This window comes from Cytobacillus firmus (genome assembly GCF_023612095.1).
Taxonomy (GTDB): Bacteria; Bacillota; Bacilli; order Bacillales; family Cytobacillaceae; genus Cytobacillus.
Map to the genome: position 1 here is coordinate 528,082 of NZ_CP086235.1, position 15,216 is coordinate 543,297.

Genomic DNA, 15,216 nt, shown 5'->3' on the forward strand with positions numbered 1-15,216 from the left:
ATGTGGGATATCCTTAAAGTTTGAAGTGGTTCTGCGTAGGGAATAATAGGTTTGGAAAGTTAGTTGAACAGGAGGGACGATTGTCCTGTTTGTTATTTTGGGATAGCAAAATGGTTGTCTAATACTTCAGAGTGCAGTAAGCTAACACTACATAATATACACTAAATTGTTGATGATAGACATCATTTTCGATGGAGGGCAAAATGGCAGCATTCTTTTCCTCGATTCAATATAAAAAGGAACAAAACATAATTGAACTATCGGGCGAGTACAAAGAAAAATTGAAAGATGGCCAAAAAAAGCCTGCCGTTTTTTTGCAGGAGCGCGTTCTAATAGATGATTATTTCATTCCGAGGCGAATTTATCTGGATTGCGAGTGGGAGAACAATCAATTTAGGGCATCATGTTCTGTTGCTGAGATCAGCCATGAATTTAAAGAGAATCGGATCTGGGATTTCTATTATTCATATCGTACAAAACATGACAAAATAAAAGCCCGCCTTGGACAAAAATTAAATGCAGAAGACTTTCCAATAAAGAATCCTTTATATAAATTGACAGCATATATGACAAGTTTTGAGACTTTTGCATTTCATGTGAAAGAGAAAGAAACTGCACCTTCTATTTTAGAAGGCCACCTTGATGGAAGCACACTTGCTTTGACGATAGGGAATATAGAACAAAATATGGAAGCTCATTTGCTTTTCAAAGAAAGACTGCATCCTGACCTAACATATTATCAGACAGTCCATTCATATCCGCTTAACGAATTGAAACAGGGCGAATTTACAGCGGCTGTAGACCTGAAGGATATTGCTTCAGGAGAGGTTTCATACCCCAAATCGATTTGGGATGTATTTGTTAAGATCAAACACCATGATACTCAGACAGATGCTGAATATGTTTTGCCTTTAGCTCATAATCATCAATTTGCGGGAAAAAAAATCAAGGTACTGAATTATACTGAGGCCTATTTTTATCGTAATTATCAGAAAGCCCTTTCACTTTCACTTTCTGTTAAAGGTATACATACAAAGGCAGTTGGGGTCAAGATTGATAATCATACTGCAGAAATTACAGGGACGCTGGATAAGTTCCTGATAAAAAAAGCTGTATTACATAAGGACTCGGAATTTAGTCATGCCAGGCATCTAATTCGTGTAATGAATCTTGTTGTCCAGCAGGATGGGACAGCCTTCCGTTTGACAGTGCCATTTGAGAAGGTGCAGGAATCAATAAAACTTGGGGATGGAGATCGATTTGTAATAAGACTGGAGCTCTCTGATATGGAGGGCAGGACCGTTTTGAAAATGCCGGTAATAATTGATTCCTCTAATGACATTGAATCCCAAAAACCAGCTCTTTTCAGCAATGAATTTCATATGAAAGTAATAAGGAAAGATTCAGATGAACTGGCCTTTTTATGTAAAGAAAAGACATTAAAACCTCTGGATAACACTCTTAAGATTGCTGTTTCAGGTTCATGCTTCAGCAGATTGGCTTTTAGCTCAGCTGATTATTATAATCCAGGTTACAAAAGTAAATACGAACTTGTTTACACTCAATTCCATTCTTCAATCATCAGTTTGATGAGTAACCCGGTTGAGTTTCCTGAAAAGAAATTTAAAGGTTTTGACAAGAGAGAAGTTGAATATATCCGAAGTGACTATAAAAAGGATTTCTTTAAACAGTTAAAGGACAAGAAGCCGGACTTTCTTATACTGGATTTTTATGTAGATGGATCAAAAGATGTGCTGATGTTTGATGAGGAGCACTGTGTTTCCATGAACTATATGTTAAGAAGAAATGTTAATTATCTATATGAAGTGAAACAGAAAACAACTGTACTCACTCATGAAGATGTAGATGCATTCCTGGAAAATTGGGAAAAAGCTATCCGCAGCTTCTGCAAAGAAATTGTTAAGTATATACCTGAAGAGAGGATTATCCTTCAAAAGGTCCGGAAAACATCTGGATATTATTCAGAAGGAGATAAGCTGAAGAATTTTGCTGATGAAAAGGAAAATATTAAAAGAAGCAATTACTTATATGAGTATATGGAGAACTGTTTCCTGCAGCAGATGCCGGGTGTACAGACCATTGATCTGACCAGGAAAGCTTATTTTTCGCATTACGAACACCCTGAAAGTATAACACCAGACCATTATGAATCTGATTATTATAAGGATTACATGGCTCAGCTCAATGATGTGATTGTAAGGTCCCTGGTAAAGAATCCATCTATTTTGAAGAAAAGCAAGTTACCCAAATTCTGGCCATTTAGCTGATGAAATTATCAACCAAGCATGGAGCGATTAATGCTCCATGCTTATTTGTGTTATATATGGATTTATTTCCCTTTCCTAAAATTATAAAAATATGGTATTTTTGACCGATAATAAATGATAGAATAAAAAAGTCTATTATTTGACAAAAAATACTATAATAGGCTAAAAAATTCATTTTAATAAGGCGGTGGCTGAAAAAAATAATAAAAACCTAGCGGGATTTGTCATGAATGATTATGTCAATGGTGTAATTGAATTTCAAACTTCTTTTCGAAGTAGTGCGAAAGTCCAATGAAACTTCCAAATAATAAATTAGTTTTTCGGGGGAAATGATGAATAAAAATAGAAAATTCATTTGGTTTTTTTGTCTATTTCTAGTGGCTGGATTGTTCCTTAGTACAAATGATCAAAATACTGTGGAAGCAGCGGAAGCGAGCAAGGCTGGGATTATTGCATCCACTTCCTATGCGAACATATACCGGGGTCCTGGAAAAGCATTTGGCCTGTCAGGAGAAAGGGTCAATAAAGGGGAATTGGTATCAGTTTATCAAACTTCTTCAGGGTGGACCTATATAAAAAGCAGCCAAGGGTATGGCTGGGTGTGGGGAGAGTATGTAAAGGCCTCGTCAGGCATAGGAATTCTGAACAACTCGTATGCCAATCTCTATAATAATGCTGCTTCTGGATCAGGGACTAAAGGAAGAATTGAACAGGGCACTTCTGTTGTTTTTTTTGAGTCAGTAAATGGCTGGAAGCATGTTTATGCTAATGGTGAAGATGGCTGGGTATGGGGAGAGTTTGTATCAGCCTCACAAGGTATGGGGGTCATTTCTTCTTCCTATGCCAACCTTTATAAAGGGCCGGCGCAGAGCTATGGTACTAAAGGCTCGGTTAAAAGTGGCATGACAGTCGCTATAACCTCAGATATAAAAAACGGCTGGCGAAAAATCTATGTAAACGGGCAGGGAGCTTGGGTCTGGGATGGCAATATCGCAAAAGACTCCTTTGAGAATCCGAGTGTTGCAAAGATTAATAATCCGGGCTACGTAAATGTTTACAATAGCAAAGGAAAAACAAATGGAACAAAAGGCAGAGTGTTGAATGGTGAATATGTTACTGTTTTTCAGCATTCGGATGGCTGGGCATATGTGCAATCAAAGGATCTGGAAGGCTGGGTCTGGGGTGCATTTGTAACTGAATTAGCATTGGATGGAATGAATAAACCATCAGGTTCATTAGGACAAAAACCGGTGACTGCAAATGTAAATGTCTACAAGGCACCAGGTAAAGCTGAAGGCATCATCGGATCTCTGCCTAAAGGGGAAGTTGTTTCTTATTATACAAGCTATAGCGGCTGGAGATATATACATGCAGGTCACATTGAAGGCTGGGTCTGGGATGAGTTTATTAATACCTACTTAACTCTTGATCTGCTTAAGCCTTCCAATATCACTGCATATGAGGTTAATAGATATATTGAAAGCTATGAGAAGCAAACAGGAAAGAAAAGCATCATTGCAGGTAAGGGGCAGGCATTTATTGATGCGGGAAACAAATATGGAATTAATGCACATTTCCTTGCTGCTTTAACAATTCATGAATCCGCATTTGGAACTTCTAATCTTTCTTATGGAAAGTATAATCTATTCGGTTTGAAGGCTTTTGACGTGGCTCCTTTTGATGCTGCGCTAAGATTTAAGAGTGTAGAAGAAGGGATAACTTATGAGGCTGCGTATGTTCGCTTTAACTACCTTGTACCTTCGGGCGCTTACTTTAATGGCAGCCATCTTGGAGACAAACAAGCTGGAATGAACGTTAAATATTCCACTGATCCGCTTTGGGGAGAGAAAATAGCTAAACATATGCAAAATATGAAGGTTTATGATGGAAATTACTATAATAAAGTAAATTCTCAATCTAGTATTCTTTCTATGCCCCCTGTTCCTGACAATAAGGACAGCTACCCTGCCAATATAAAGGTTACTGCAAAGCAGCAGCTATCTTTATATGAAACAAAAGGGGGAGGGAAAATTGGGTATATTGCAAAAGGCAAAACCTTTGAGCTGCTGGAGAAATACAATAATTTCTGGCTGAAAATCAAGCTGGATGGAAAGCAATACTGGACATTCTTCAGTTTCTCCTACTTTAAGGATTATATGCAGGTGCATAACCTGATGCGTGCTGAGACAGCCGATAACACTGGCATAAAGGTATATCAGAATTCATCAGCTTCATCGCAGACAATTGACACACTGTCAAATAATACTTACTTCGAAGTGGTTGTGGATAGCGGAAATAATCCCGTAACAGATTCAACTAAGGGCTGGTATAAAATAAAAACCGCCAAAGGACAGACTGGCTGGTTACAGGCATCCAAAGCGAAGCGAATATATAATTAAAAATGTCTTAGGATACGCAAGCTAAAGAGATTAAGCCATGGAAGCTATTAATATCTTTAACACGTATTTGCTAATCAAGGAGGATATAATGTTTAAACATTCTTTAAAAGTATTAATTGCGTTATTAGTGCTGGCAATCACCGTAATAAGCCCAATGGCAACTCCAAATTCGGCTGAAGCATCTACAGCAGAATCAGAAGGTATTGTAACTTCAGGTTTTGCTAATGTTTACAGGGGGCCTGGCAAAGCATACGGTTTAACAGGCGGAACAGTCTCTAAAGGTGAATTGGTTACAGCTTACCAAGTTTCAAATGGCTGGACTTACATCAAAAGCAATAACGATTATGGCTGGGTCTGGGGAGATTTTATTAAACGTTCTTCAGGTACTGGTGTACTTACTGCATCTTATGCAAATCTTTATAAAGATTCCTATTCGTCATCAGGTACGAAGGGGCAAATTACACAGGGAACGGCTGTTTCTATGTTTGAAACAAAAAATGGCTGGCGGCATATCTTTGTCAATGGCGAGGAAGCCTGGGTCTGGGGTGAATTTGTTTCACCGGCAAATGGTCTGGGAACCATTTCGGCTTCTTATGTGAACTTATACAAAGGTCCTGGAAAAGCTTATGGAACAGATGGAACTGCCACTAACGGGACAACCGTGACATTTGCAGGTGTGAAAAATGGCTGGAGACAGGTTTTTATTGAAGGCAGGGAATCCTGGATTTGGGATAGCTATATTACAAAAGGAACTTTTGGCAATGTAACCGAAGGGGTTATCACGAATGCTTCTTTCGTTAACATCTACAAAAGTTCAGGTAAAAGCAATGGAATTAAAGGGCAGTTCAATAATGGCCAGGCAGTAATGGTTTTTCAAAATACTAATGGCTGGAGCTATGTTCAATCAGGCAACATGGCAGGCTGGGTGTGGGGAACCTATGTTACAGCTGAAAGTTCCACAGGAGTCATCAAAAACACTTCCTACGCAAATGTTTACAAAGATGCGCTTTCAAGCTCAGGCACTAAAGGAAGACTTGACGGGGGAACAGCTGTAGCAGTATATGAAAATAGCAATGGCTGGCAGCATATTAAGAGCGGTGATCTTGAAGGGTGGGTCTGGGGTGACTTCGTTGAGTCTAAAATGAAGATTGCCTCCGGATCGGACGGAATTGTTGCTGCAAGTGCATCAGCCAATGTTTACAGAGGACCTGGCAAATCTTATTCAACAATAGGATCGATTGCCAAAGGAGCAGAGGTGCACACCTTTAATCTCCATAATGGCTGGAGGTTTATCCAATCCGGCAGCATTGAAGGCTGGGTGTGGGGAGAATATGTAGACCGCCTAAGTAATATTACTGTGTTCCTTGATCCTGGACACGGTGATAATGACCCGGGAGGCATGGGGTACGGCATGAAAGAAAAGGATCTCGTTTTAGATATTGGTCTTAAAGCGAGAAACCTATTCGGCAATAGTCCTTTGAATGTAATGATGACTCGAACAGCAGACAAAAGTGAAGTAACATCAAACGGCACGACCATCACAACAAGTGATTCACTAAGGCTCCGTACAGGCTTTGCCAAAAAACATACAAAGTCAGGAAATGACATTTTCATCAGTCTGCACACAAATGCGTTCAATGGCAGTGCAGAGGGAGGAGAAAGTTATTATTATCAATCTGCTGTTAACCCATATAGTGCGGACAGCAAGCTTCTGGCTGAAAGCATACAAAAGAGATTGATTGAATATATGCAGCTTAAAGATAGAGGCGTAGATCATGGGAACTTTGCTGTACTGCGTGAGAATATTATGCCAGCTTCTCTCATTGAAATGGGCTTCATAGATAATGAGGGCGATGCAAAAAAATTAAAAGAAGATTATTGGAGATTGCAGGCGGCTAAAGCAGTCTATCAGGGTACATTGGATTATTATGAAAGAAAAGGATTTAATGTTAACCCGTATAAACTAAAATAGTATAGTAAAGAGCCTCATTTCCAACTAAACGGATTGAGGCTCTTTTTAAATGCAATAGGCATTATATCTGTTTCGGCAGCTGCTGTCTCTATTTCAAGTCCAAAGGAATAAATGGTATATTTTTCAAATTGAAATGTTTGCCATTTAGTATTACAACTAAATTAAAAAGAATTAGGGAAGAGCGGTGTATTTATTGAAGAAAATTAGATTCATATTCTGTAAGTTAACAGTATTGTTTATGTTTATTTGTTTCCTGGGAAAGCCAGTAACACCTCTTGCGGAAGGAAGTGAAATTCCGTCTGATACAAAAGATCAAATGCAGATACCTCTAGAGGGTAAAGATATTGTTCCTCAGGAATTAATCGTGAAGTTTAAGTCGTCTGTATCAAGTGAAGAAAAAAACAACATACTTAAATCGGTTGATGCTATAGAAATCTCCTCATTAAAAAAAGGGGCGTTTTCATTAGTAAAAGTATCTGGAAACTTGGCTATTCAAGATGTTCTAAAAGTTATGAGGGGTTATAAGTTAATTGAATTTGCTGAACCTAATAGGCAAGTCAGAAATGCCTATATACCTCAGGATCCTCGTTATGGAGAACAATGGCATCTGGAAAAAATAAAGATGAAGGAGACCTGGAATCATACAATGGGCTCATCAGATATAAAGGTAGCTGTAATTGATAGTGGAGTACAGCTTGACCATCCGGATTTAGCTGGGCGGCTGATTGATCCTTATGATGTGATTACAGGCAGTTCCACTTTCACTCCAGATGAACATGGGACCCATGTAGCAGGTATAATAGGGGCTAACCTAAACAATATCGGTGTAGCTGGGATCGCATCCAATATTACGATAATGCCGATTAATGTGTTTGAAGGTGATGCCGCAGATTTATTTAGCATTGTTGAAGCAATCCATTATGCGGCAGACAATGGTGCGGATATTATCAATATGAGCTTTTCCTCAAATGCCTATAGTCTTGTTATGGAACAAGCTATTGAATATGCAGATTCAAAAGGCGTCCTGCTTATTGCTGCAGCGGGAAATGAAGGCAGTGAAACCAAGACGTACCCTGCAGCCTATGAGCCGGTTATAGCGGTTAGCGCAACTGACAGCAAGGACAAGCTAGCCAGTTTCTCCAATTATGGAAGCTATATCGATATTTCGGCTCCTGGAAGCGGTATATTATCTACTGTTCCAAATGGTGTTTATGGATACATGAGTGGAACCTCAATGGCTGCACCTGTTGTTTCGGGAGTAGCAGCATTAATCTTATCAAGCAATCCAAAGTTAAATGCAGATGAAGTCAGGGAAATCATTCTTGCTTCCTCAGAAGATCTTGGTAGTCCGGGGAAGGACATTTACTTTGGAGCAGGTAGGATCGATGCGCTTAAAGCGATTATTAAGACATTACCGCCAAAGGATCTGCTGATTGTTTCTCATCCTGAGTTTTATATGAATGGCAAGAATAAAAATATCATCTCAGTCAATGCGCCGTCCGGAAAAAAGGTGGGCCTCTATATTGAAAATTCCAATCGGCAGATGATAAAAAAATTGGCGGCTAAAGACAATTGGAGTGGCGGAGAGATTATCGCTGAATGGGATGGTAAACAGGGAAATGGCTTATACGCATATGGAGGCAGCTATAAAGTAATAGCAGCAATATCGGATGGTTCCACAAAAACTTTCCATACAGAGGATATAAAGATTATTGACCAAATCAACCCAGCTGTAAAACTGTCATCAAAAAAATAGTATTCTCCAAATCACAGATTGAGAATTTGAAAATACCAATTGAGGTAAATAAATATGGAATGATTACAGTAAGAATCTACAGTGAAGATGGAAGGGTCGTCCGAAATCTGGCACATAAAAATATAACCTCCCGGAAAATGAATATCTTATGGAATGGTAAAGATACTAAGGACAAGATTGTTAAAGATGGGACATACATTGTCAAAGTAATAATGGTAGATAAAAATAATAAAAAAGCGTCCAGGCAGAAGAAGATTGAGTTTCGGGGTGTTCCTGTTGAGCTAAAAGTTACTAAACAAAATAAAAAAAGGCTGCAGCCTATCGATTTAGTATTGATTTCCAGTTCAAATAAAAATAATTATATGAAGACAGCGAAGCAGGATAAAAATCTGGGAGGTAAGTATTTATCGGAAACTCCTTTTTATCTCATGACCCCTGGACGAGAGTACCCTCAACAAGTAATGAGGAAGGAATTTCAGAAAAAATGGATGGGGGACTATAAAACTCTTTCAGCTAACTTCTTCCTATACTATTCATTTTATAAAACTGGCAGTCCGGCAACTATAGTAATGGTAAATTTGAATGAAGTAAAAATAGGTAAATATTAACACTAAACCAAATAAAATCCTTTATATGATATAATTTCACTAGTATGTATATGCCTAACGGGAGAGAATAGAATGATTACTAAAGTGAAACAAATATTTGATAATAGTTCGAAAGAATTAAAAAGACTTTCCAAGCTTGTTGAAGAAATTAATAGGTTGGAAACTGTCTATGAACAGCTTTCCAATGGCCAGCTTCAGGCTAAAACCAGCTTCTTCAAAGAAGAATTAAAAAATGGAAAAACATTGGATGATATAAAGGCAGATGCATTTGCTTCTATAAGGGAAGCTGCAAGGAGAGTACTGGGCTTAAGGCATTATGATGTTCAGCTTATCGGAGGCTTAGTACTTCATAACGGATGCATAGCACAAATGAATACAGGAGAGGGAAAAACTCTTGTTGCCACTTTGGCAAGTTATCTCCATGCACTATCCGGAAAAGGGGTACACGTCATAACTGCCAATGAATACCTTGCTCGGCGTGATAAGGAACTTATGGGGCAGGTCCATGAATTTATGGGCCTGACTGTAGGCTTAAATATTTCACAGATGGATCCAGCTGAGAAAAAGGAAGCCTATAAAGCTGACATTACATATGGAACAGGTACAGAATTTGGTTTTGATTATCTAAGAGATAATATGGTTACATCCATAACGGATAAAGTGCAGAGAGAACTTCATTTTGCTATTGTTGATGAAATAGACAGCATATTGATAGATGAAGCCCGCACCCCTTTAATTATTGCCAACAAAACTAGTGAGGGTGCGGACCTGTTTAATATTTCAGCTCTTATAATAAAGTCCTTTAAGGAAGCCGAAGATTATGAAATGGTTTCGGAATTGAAACAGGTTTTTCTGACAGAAAAGGGAGCATCTAAAATTGAAGCGGCTTTTGGAATCGAAAACCTTTATGATGCTGATCATCAGGCCCTGCTTCATAATATTATGCAATCTCTTCGCGCCTCGGTACTCATGAAATTAGATGTGGATTATATTATTAAAGATGGAAAGATTATTTTAATAGATAAATATACGGGAAGAGTCATGGATGGCAGGACTTTCAGTGATGGTCTTCACCAGGCAATTGAGGCAAAGGAAGGCCTGGAAATAACAGAAGAAAATACAACACAGGCAACAATTACGGTTCAAAATTATTTTCGCATGTATAAAGGCCTATCTGGTATGACTGGAAGTGCCATTCCTTCAAGACGCGAATTTCAGGAAACGTATAATTTAAACGTGATTACGATTCCACCCAATAAGCCGATCCAAAGACAAGATTTAGAAGACATGGTCTTTGTTGATTCAGTTTCCAAGTTTAGAAAAATTGTTGAGGAAGTAAAGAAATTTTATCAGTTGGGCCGTCCCGTGCTAATTGGGACAACGTCCATTGAACAGTCTGAAAAGCTGTCGGGTATATTGAAAGGGGCAAAAATACCCCATCAGCTGCTCAATGCAAAAACAGAAGAAGATGAAGCGAAAATCATTTCACTGGCTGGACAAAAAGCCCAAGTGATGATAGCTACCAATATGGCAGGCCGCGGAACAGATATATTATTGGGTGAAGGAGTAAAAGAGCTGGGCGGACTCCATATTATTGGAACAGAAAAGCATGAAAGCAAACGAATAGACATGCAGCTTAGAGGAAGATCTGGAAGGCAGGGAGACCCAGGTTCTTCTCAATTTATTATTTCTTTGGAAGATGATCTGTTCCACTACTATGATGAAACTGAAAAAGAACGTTTCCAAGCTAAAATAAAGGCAAATGAAGAAAACCTAATTCTCTCTCCGGATCCTGTGAAATTTGTAAGCAGTGTCCAGGAGACTATTGAAAATATGTATTATTCCAGCCGGAGTCATCTCCTGAAGCTTGATTCCGTCCTTGACCAGCAGAGTAAAGTCGTATACTCAAACAGAGACAGAATCATAACCCTCCCGCCTGCGGAAATATTTGATGAGCTTTTAGATTATATGGAGAATTTTATTAATAGATCTGTGGGGTCCTATTTCTCTGAAGAGGAGGAACCCCGCAGTCCAGAAAGATTGATTCATGAACTGTCTCTTGTTTCAATTGATTTGGAATTGTCCCATGACAAGATTGCAGATTTTGAGGAGAAGGAACTAACTGTGCTGATTCTGGACAAGTTTCAGGAAGTTCGCGAGTTCATTTTGTCTTACAAAGAGAATGAACCTCTTGGAATCCAGCTAAAGCATTTCATTCTTCAGCATACAGACATGTATTGGATCCAGCATCTGGATCAGTTAAGCCATATGAGGGATGGAGTCCAGCTTAAAGGCTATGGGCAGGAAGATCCCTACAGGCTATTCGAAAAAGAAGCTTTTGAAAGATTTAATGAGTTAATAAGCAAAATAGAGTCCAGCGTAAGCTTTAGTTTTATGGAGTATCTGCAGAGTGAACAGGCTGCACAGATAGACAGTGGAGAGGAAGATGAGTAATGGGCATATTTCAAAAAAGGAAAAAATCAGCTGAAGCAGAAAGTCCAGCTCTTCAAAGAACGGAAGAAAAGCCTAAAATGACCTTATATTTTCATCCTGACATGGTTCTGACCAGTCAGGAAAAATATATTTTCCAGTTTTATCATCAAAAGCTGCCGGAATTAAAGCCCAATCAGCTATCAATTTCTGGAGTTAAACTAGAAGAATATAACGATAGCTTAGTCGTTACAGCTTTTTTAAGAAATAGCTTAAATAAACCTGTTAAATTTGATAAATTAGACCTTCTTCTGCTCGATAGAAAGAATCAGCCATTTGCTAAAAAGACTTTTGACATGTACGAACTTGTTGAAGTGCCTGCTATGACAAGTGTTCCCTGGAAGTTTTTCTTTGAAAATGAAGCTCGAATTACCGATGCAGTGCCAAGTAATGATGAATGGCGAATCGCCTTTGAACTGAAGCAGGAAAAGAAAGGGCCTGCAAAGCCAAGACTGGAGTTAGAGGACAGTTGGGAAAAGCAGTTATCCCCTGAAAAGAAAAAGGAGCTTGAAGATATGATCAGAAATCTTCCCCATCTTAGTCCAGGGGAAGTTAACTTCATGGGGTTAGAGGCTAAATTCACTGAAGAGAGATCATTAGCTGTATCAGTATTGATCCGGAACGGCAGCGAGAAAAATATATCGTTTGAGCAGCTTCCATTAATAGTTGAAGATGCTCAAGGTGATGTAATAAGCAAAGGAGGATTCAAGTTAACTGATTTTGAGGTGAAAGCTGGAACTTGTAAGCCGTGGACTTTTATCTTTCCATCTGACCTCATCCTAAAAGAGACGCCGGATTTGAGTACATGGAAGATATACCCTCCAAAATCATAAATAAAGCAAGCCATTTGGCTTGCTTTTTAGAGTTTATACGAAGTCTGGCCAGTTAACTTGTATTTCATCCCCGTCAATCTGTTCAAGGGTCCGATATTTTAATGGCAGAAGCAGTTCTTCTTCCTTGTTAAGAAAAGATTTGGCGATTTCAAAAGGAATGAGATCGTATTGATCTTTCTTTTCGGCAATTAAGTAAGCGCCGGAAAGCTTTCCTTTTTCGTTAAATCCAGGGTAATAAAAGCCGGATAATAGGTTTTGTCGTTTGCTTCGAGGACAGCTTTTGCTGTTACTTTTCCGCCATCTTCTTTTTCTACAGAGAGGTTGCTTGTGTTCTCCAATACTTTTATTGCCCACCCCTGTTTTTTATAGCCGCCTATCACTTTTGGGGGATTGGCGCTTAATTCCGATAGTAGATTGCTATTTGGTTCGTTCTTATCCATATCTTGTAATACTCCCTCCGATAAATCTCGTGAATATTAGTCAAGTGTTAATTGAAGGCAAATGTCTTTAAATCGTACCATAATTGTAAAGTTTGTACAATTTTTTGCGTTCTATTTAAATTTAGTATAAGATTTGCTTGATAACAATAATAAAATATTACCAAAAATTAGATGAATATTTAGCAAATTAAGGTTTTAGTCGGAAATATATGGATTTAAATTTCCATAAATTTCTTTATGGGTATAGTATTTGTAATTTAAATGTAAAATTGATGACTTTTACATAAATTTACTTGTGAAGTATGGGTAAAGATATGTTAATCTTAAACTTGATAAAAAACTGCAGAATATTTTACAATAATTTCACATAAACTTTTTTAAATTTAGGAGGCTATTATAGTGCAAAAAGTAAAAAAAGCTATTATTCCGGCAGCAGGATTAGGGACCAGATTTTTGCCTGCAACTAAAGCGATGCCTAAGGAAATGCTACCAATCGTTGATAAGCCGACTATTCAATATATAGTAGAAGAAGCAATTGAGTCCGGAATTGAGGACATTATTATTGTTACTGGTAAAGGAAAGAGAGCAATTGAAGATCATTTTGACTACGCTCTTGAGCTAGAGGATAATCTGGTACGTAAAGAAAAATTTGATCTTCTTGAAAAAGTGCGGCGCTCTTCTCAGGTGGATATTCATTATATCCGTCAAAAAGAGCCAAAGGGTCTTGGACATGCTATTTGGTGCGCCCGAAAATTCATCGGCAATGAGCCATTTGCTGTTCTGCTTGGTGATGACATCGTTCAGGCTGAGACTCCTTGCTTGAAGCAGCTGACTGATTTATATGAAAAAGTAAATTCATCAGTGATTGGAGTCCAGCAAGTTCCAAAGCAGGAAACAAACCGATACGGTATAATTGATCCGGTTAAACAAGATGGAAGACTATACCAGGTGCGTAACTTTGTTGAGAAACCGGCAGTAGAAGATGCGCCTTCCAATGTAGCTATCATGGGAAGATACGTATTGACACCTGAGATCTTTGACATTTTAGAGGGCCAGGAAACCGGTTCTGGCGGGGAAATTCAATTAACTGACGCCATCCAGAAACTAAATGGGTCTCAAAATGTATACGCCTATGACTTCGAAGGTATCAGATATGATGTTGGAGAAAAATTCGGCTTTATTAAAACTACGATTGAAATGGCTTTAAATCGTGCTGACCTGCGCGAAGATTTGTTGAACTATCTTCAAGATGTAGTTGAAATCCAAGCTGTTTCAAAAAAATAGCGAGCTTGCCATAATGCAGGGAATAAGACTGTCAGTTTAAACAGGCAGTCTTATTCTTTGTTTTACCTGTAAGTGTTTATATTGTATCCTGTATAAGGGTGAACTATAGGACTGATATTAATATAAAGAAAAAAATCTCTAAGATATGAAGGTGATGAAATGATCTTAGTTATCGGCGGTGCCGGTTATATTGGGTCACATATTGTGAAAGAACTACTGGAACAGGGAAGAGATGTAATCGTTTTAGATAACCTTACAACAGGGAAACGGGATGCCGTGGATCCGCGGGCAGAGTTAATCGAGGCGGATTTAAGCGATAGGAAAGTTCTGAAGGAATTATTTCAGTCGAAACCTATAGAAGCTGTCATGCATTTTGCAGCAAACAGCCTTGTTGGAGAGTCAGTTAACAAACCCTATAAATATTACGAGAATAATGTCGGCAAGACGATCATCTTGCTGGAGGAAATGAAAGAAGCGAATATTAACAACTTTGTTTTTTCCTCCACTGCAGCGGTATACGGAATTCCTGAAACCGATTTAATTAGTGAAGATCTTGCGACTAAACCGATTAACCCTTATGGGCGTTCAAAGTTAATGGTAGAGCATATTTTGGAAGATGCTTTTCAGGCTCATGGATTAAATTATGTCACGCTCCGCTACTTCAATGCTGCTGGTGCATACCATACGGGTGAAATTGGAGAATCCCATGATCCCGAAACACATTTAATCCCAATCATTTTAGGTCATTTACTTGGTGAGAGAGAGTCAATCTCTGTTTTTGGAACCGATTATCCTACACAGGATGGAACATGCATACGAGATTATATACATGTAAGCGATCTGGCATCTGCCCACATTCTGGCTGTAGATGCTTTAATTGATAAGAAAGTGGACAGAAGAGTTTACAATCTGGGAAATGGTGCAGGATACTCAGTTAAAGAAGTAATTGAAGCATGTCAGGAAGTAACCGGCATCCAGGCAAATGTTGTTGAAAGTCCAAGGCGTGCCGGAGATCCGGCAGTACTTGTAGCTTCTTCAAAAAAGATTAGAGATGAACTAAACTGGGCTGCGAAATATGACCTTAATGCCATTATTTCAAGTGCCTGGAATTGGCATAAAAATAGAACTTATTAATTGAAACAGTGA

10 protein-coding genes are annotated in these 15,216 nt (G+C 38.6%); 9 read left to right on the top strand and 1 reads right to left on the bottom strand.

Annotated features, from left to right (window positions below):
• The first annotated feature begins 203 nt into the window (after window positions 1–203).
• From LLY41_RS02710 to LLY41_RS02740, 7 genes are all read left to right on the top strand, one after another.
• The gene (locus LLY41_RS02710) at window positions 204–2,288 is read left to right on the top strand and encodes a DUF6270 domain-containing protein (protein ID WP_304586855.1); all 2,085 of its coding nucleotides are present in this window, start codon (window positions 204–206) and stop codon (window positions 2,286–2,288) included.
• A 329-nt stretch (window positions 2,289–2,617) separates the two neighbouring features.
• Window positions 2,618–4,687 (top strand): SH3 domain-containing protein, encoded by a 2,070-nt coding sequence (locus LLY41_RS02715; RefSeq protein WP_304586856.1) that lies wholly within the window; start codon window positions 2,618–2,620, stop codon window positions 4,685–4,687.
• Between the two features lie 88 nt (window positions 4,688–4,775).
• Window positions 4,776–6,659, top strand: a complete 1,884-nt coding sequence (locus tag LLY41_RS02720) for an N-acetylmuramoyl-L-alanine amidase family protein (RefSeq protein WP_304586857.1) — start codon at window positions 4,776–4,778, stop codon at window positions 6,657–6,659.
• Window positions 6,660–6,852: 193 nt separating this feature from the next.
• Window positions 6,853–8,415: a S8 family serine peptidase gene (locus tag LLY41_RS02725; RefSeq protein ID WP_304586858.1), complete on the top strand. Its 1,563-nt coding sequence runs from the start codon at window positions 6,853–6,855 to the stop codon at window positions 8,413–8,415.
• Between the two features lie 26 nt (window positions 8,416–8,441).
• On the top strand, window positions 8,442–9,023 hold the full coding sequence (locus LLY41_RS02730; RefSeq protein WP_304586859.1) for a flagellar hook assembly protein FlgD: 582 nt from the start codon (window positions 8,442–8,444) through the stop codon (window positions 9,021–9,023).
• A gap of 72 nt (window positions 9,024–9,095) precedes the next feature.
• A complete protein-coding gene (gene secA2, locus LLY41_RS02735) occupies window positions 9,096–11,477 on the top strand; it encodes an accessory Sec system translocase SecA2 (protein ID WP_304586860.1) in 2,382 nt (793 codons plus the stop codon).
• Window positions 11,477–12,346: an accessory Sec system S-layer assembly protein gene (locus LLY41_RS02740; protein ID WP_304586861.1), complete on the top strand. Its 870-nt coding sequence runs from the start codon at window positions 11,477–11,479 to the stop codon at window positions 12,344–12,346. Before secA2 ends, LLY41_RS02740 begins: the two co-directional genes overlap by 1 nt.
• A 188-nt stretch (window positions 12,347–12,534) precedes the next feature.
• Here LLY41_RS02740 and LLY41_RS22375 read toward each other — a convergent pair whose 3' ends face one another.
• Window positions 12,535–12,786, bottom strand: a complete 252-nt coding sequence (locus tag LLY41_RS22375) for a hypothetical protein (protein WP_370460199.1) — start codon at window positions 12,784–12,786, stop codon at window positions 12,535–12,537.
• 399 nt (window positions 12,787–13,185) lie between these two features.
• Between LLY41_RS22375 and galU the strand changes: the two genes are divergently transcribed.
• Window positions 13,186–14,070: a UTP--glucose-1-phosphate uridylyltransferase GalU gene (galU, locus tag LLY41_RS02750; RefSeq protein ID WP_304586862.1), complete on the top strand. Its 885-nt coding sequence runs from the start codon at window positions 13,186–13,188 to the stop codon at window positions 14,068–14,070.
• Window positions 14,071–14,229: 159 nt separating this feature from the next.
• Complete coding sequence (gene galE, locus LLY41_RS02755) at window positions 14,230–15,204, top strand: UDP-glucose 4-epimerase GalE (protein WP_304586863.1); 975 nt, start codon at window positions 14,230–14,232, stop codon at window positions 15,202–15,204.
• The last annotated feature ends 12 nt before the right edge of the window (window positions 15,205–15,216 follow it).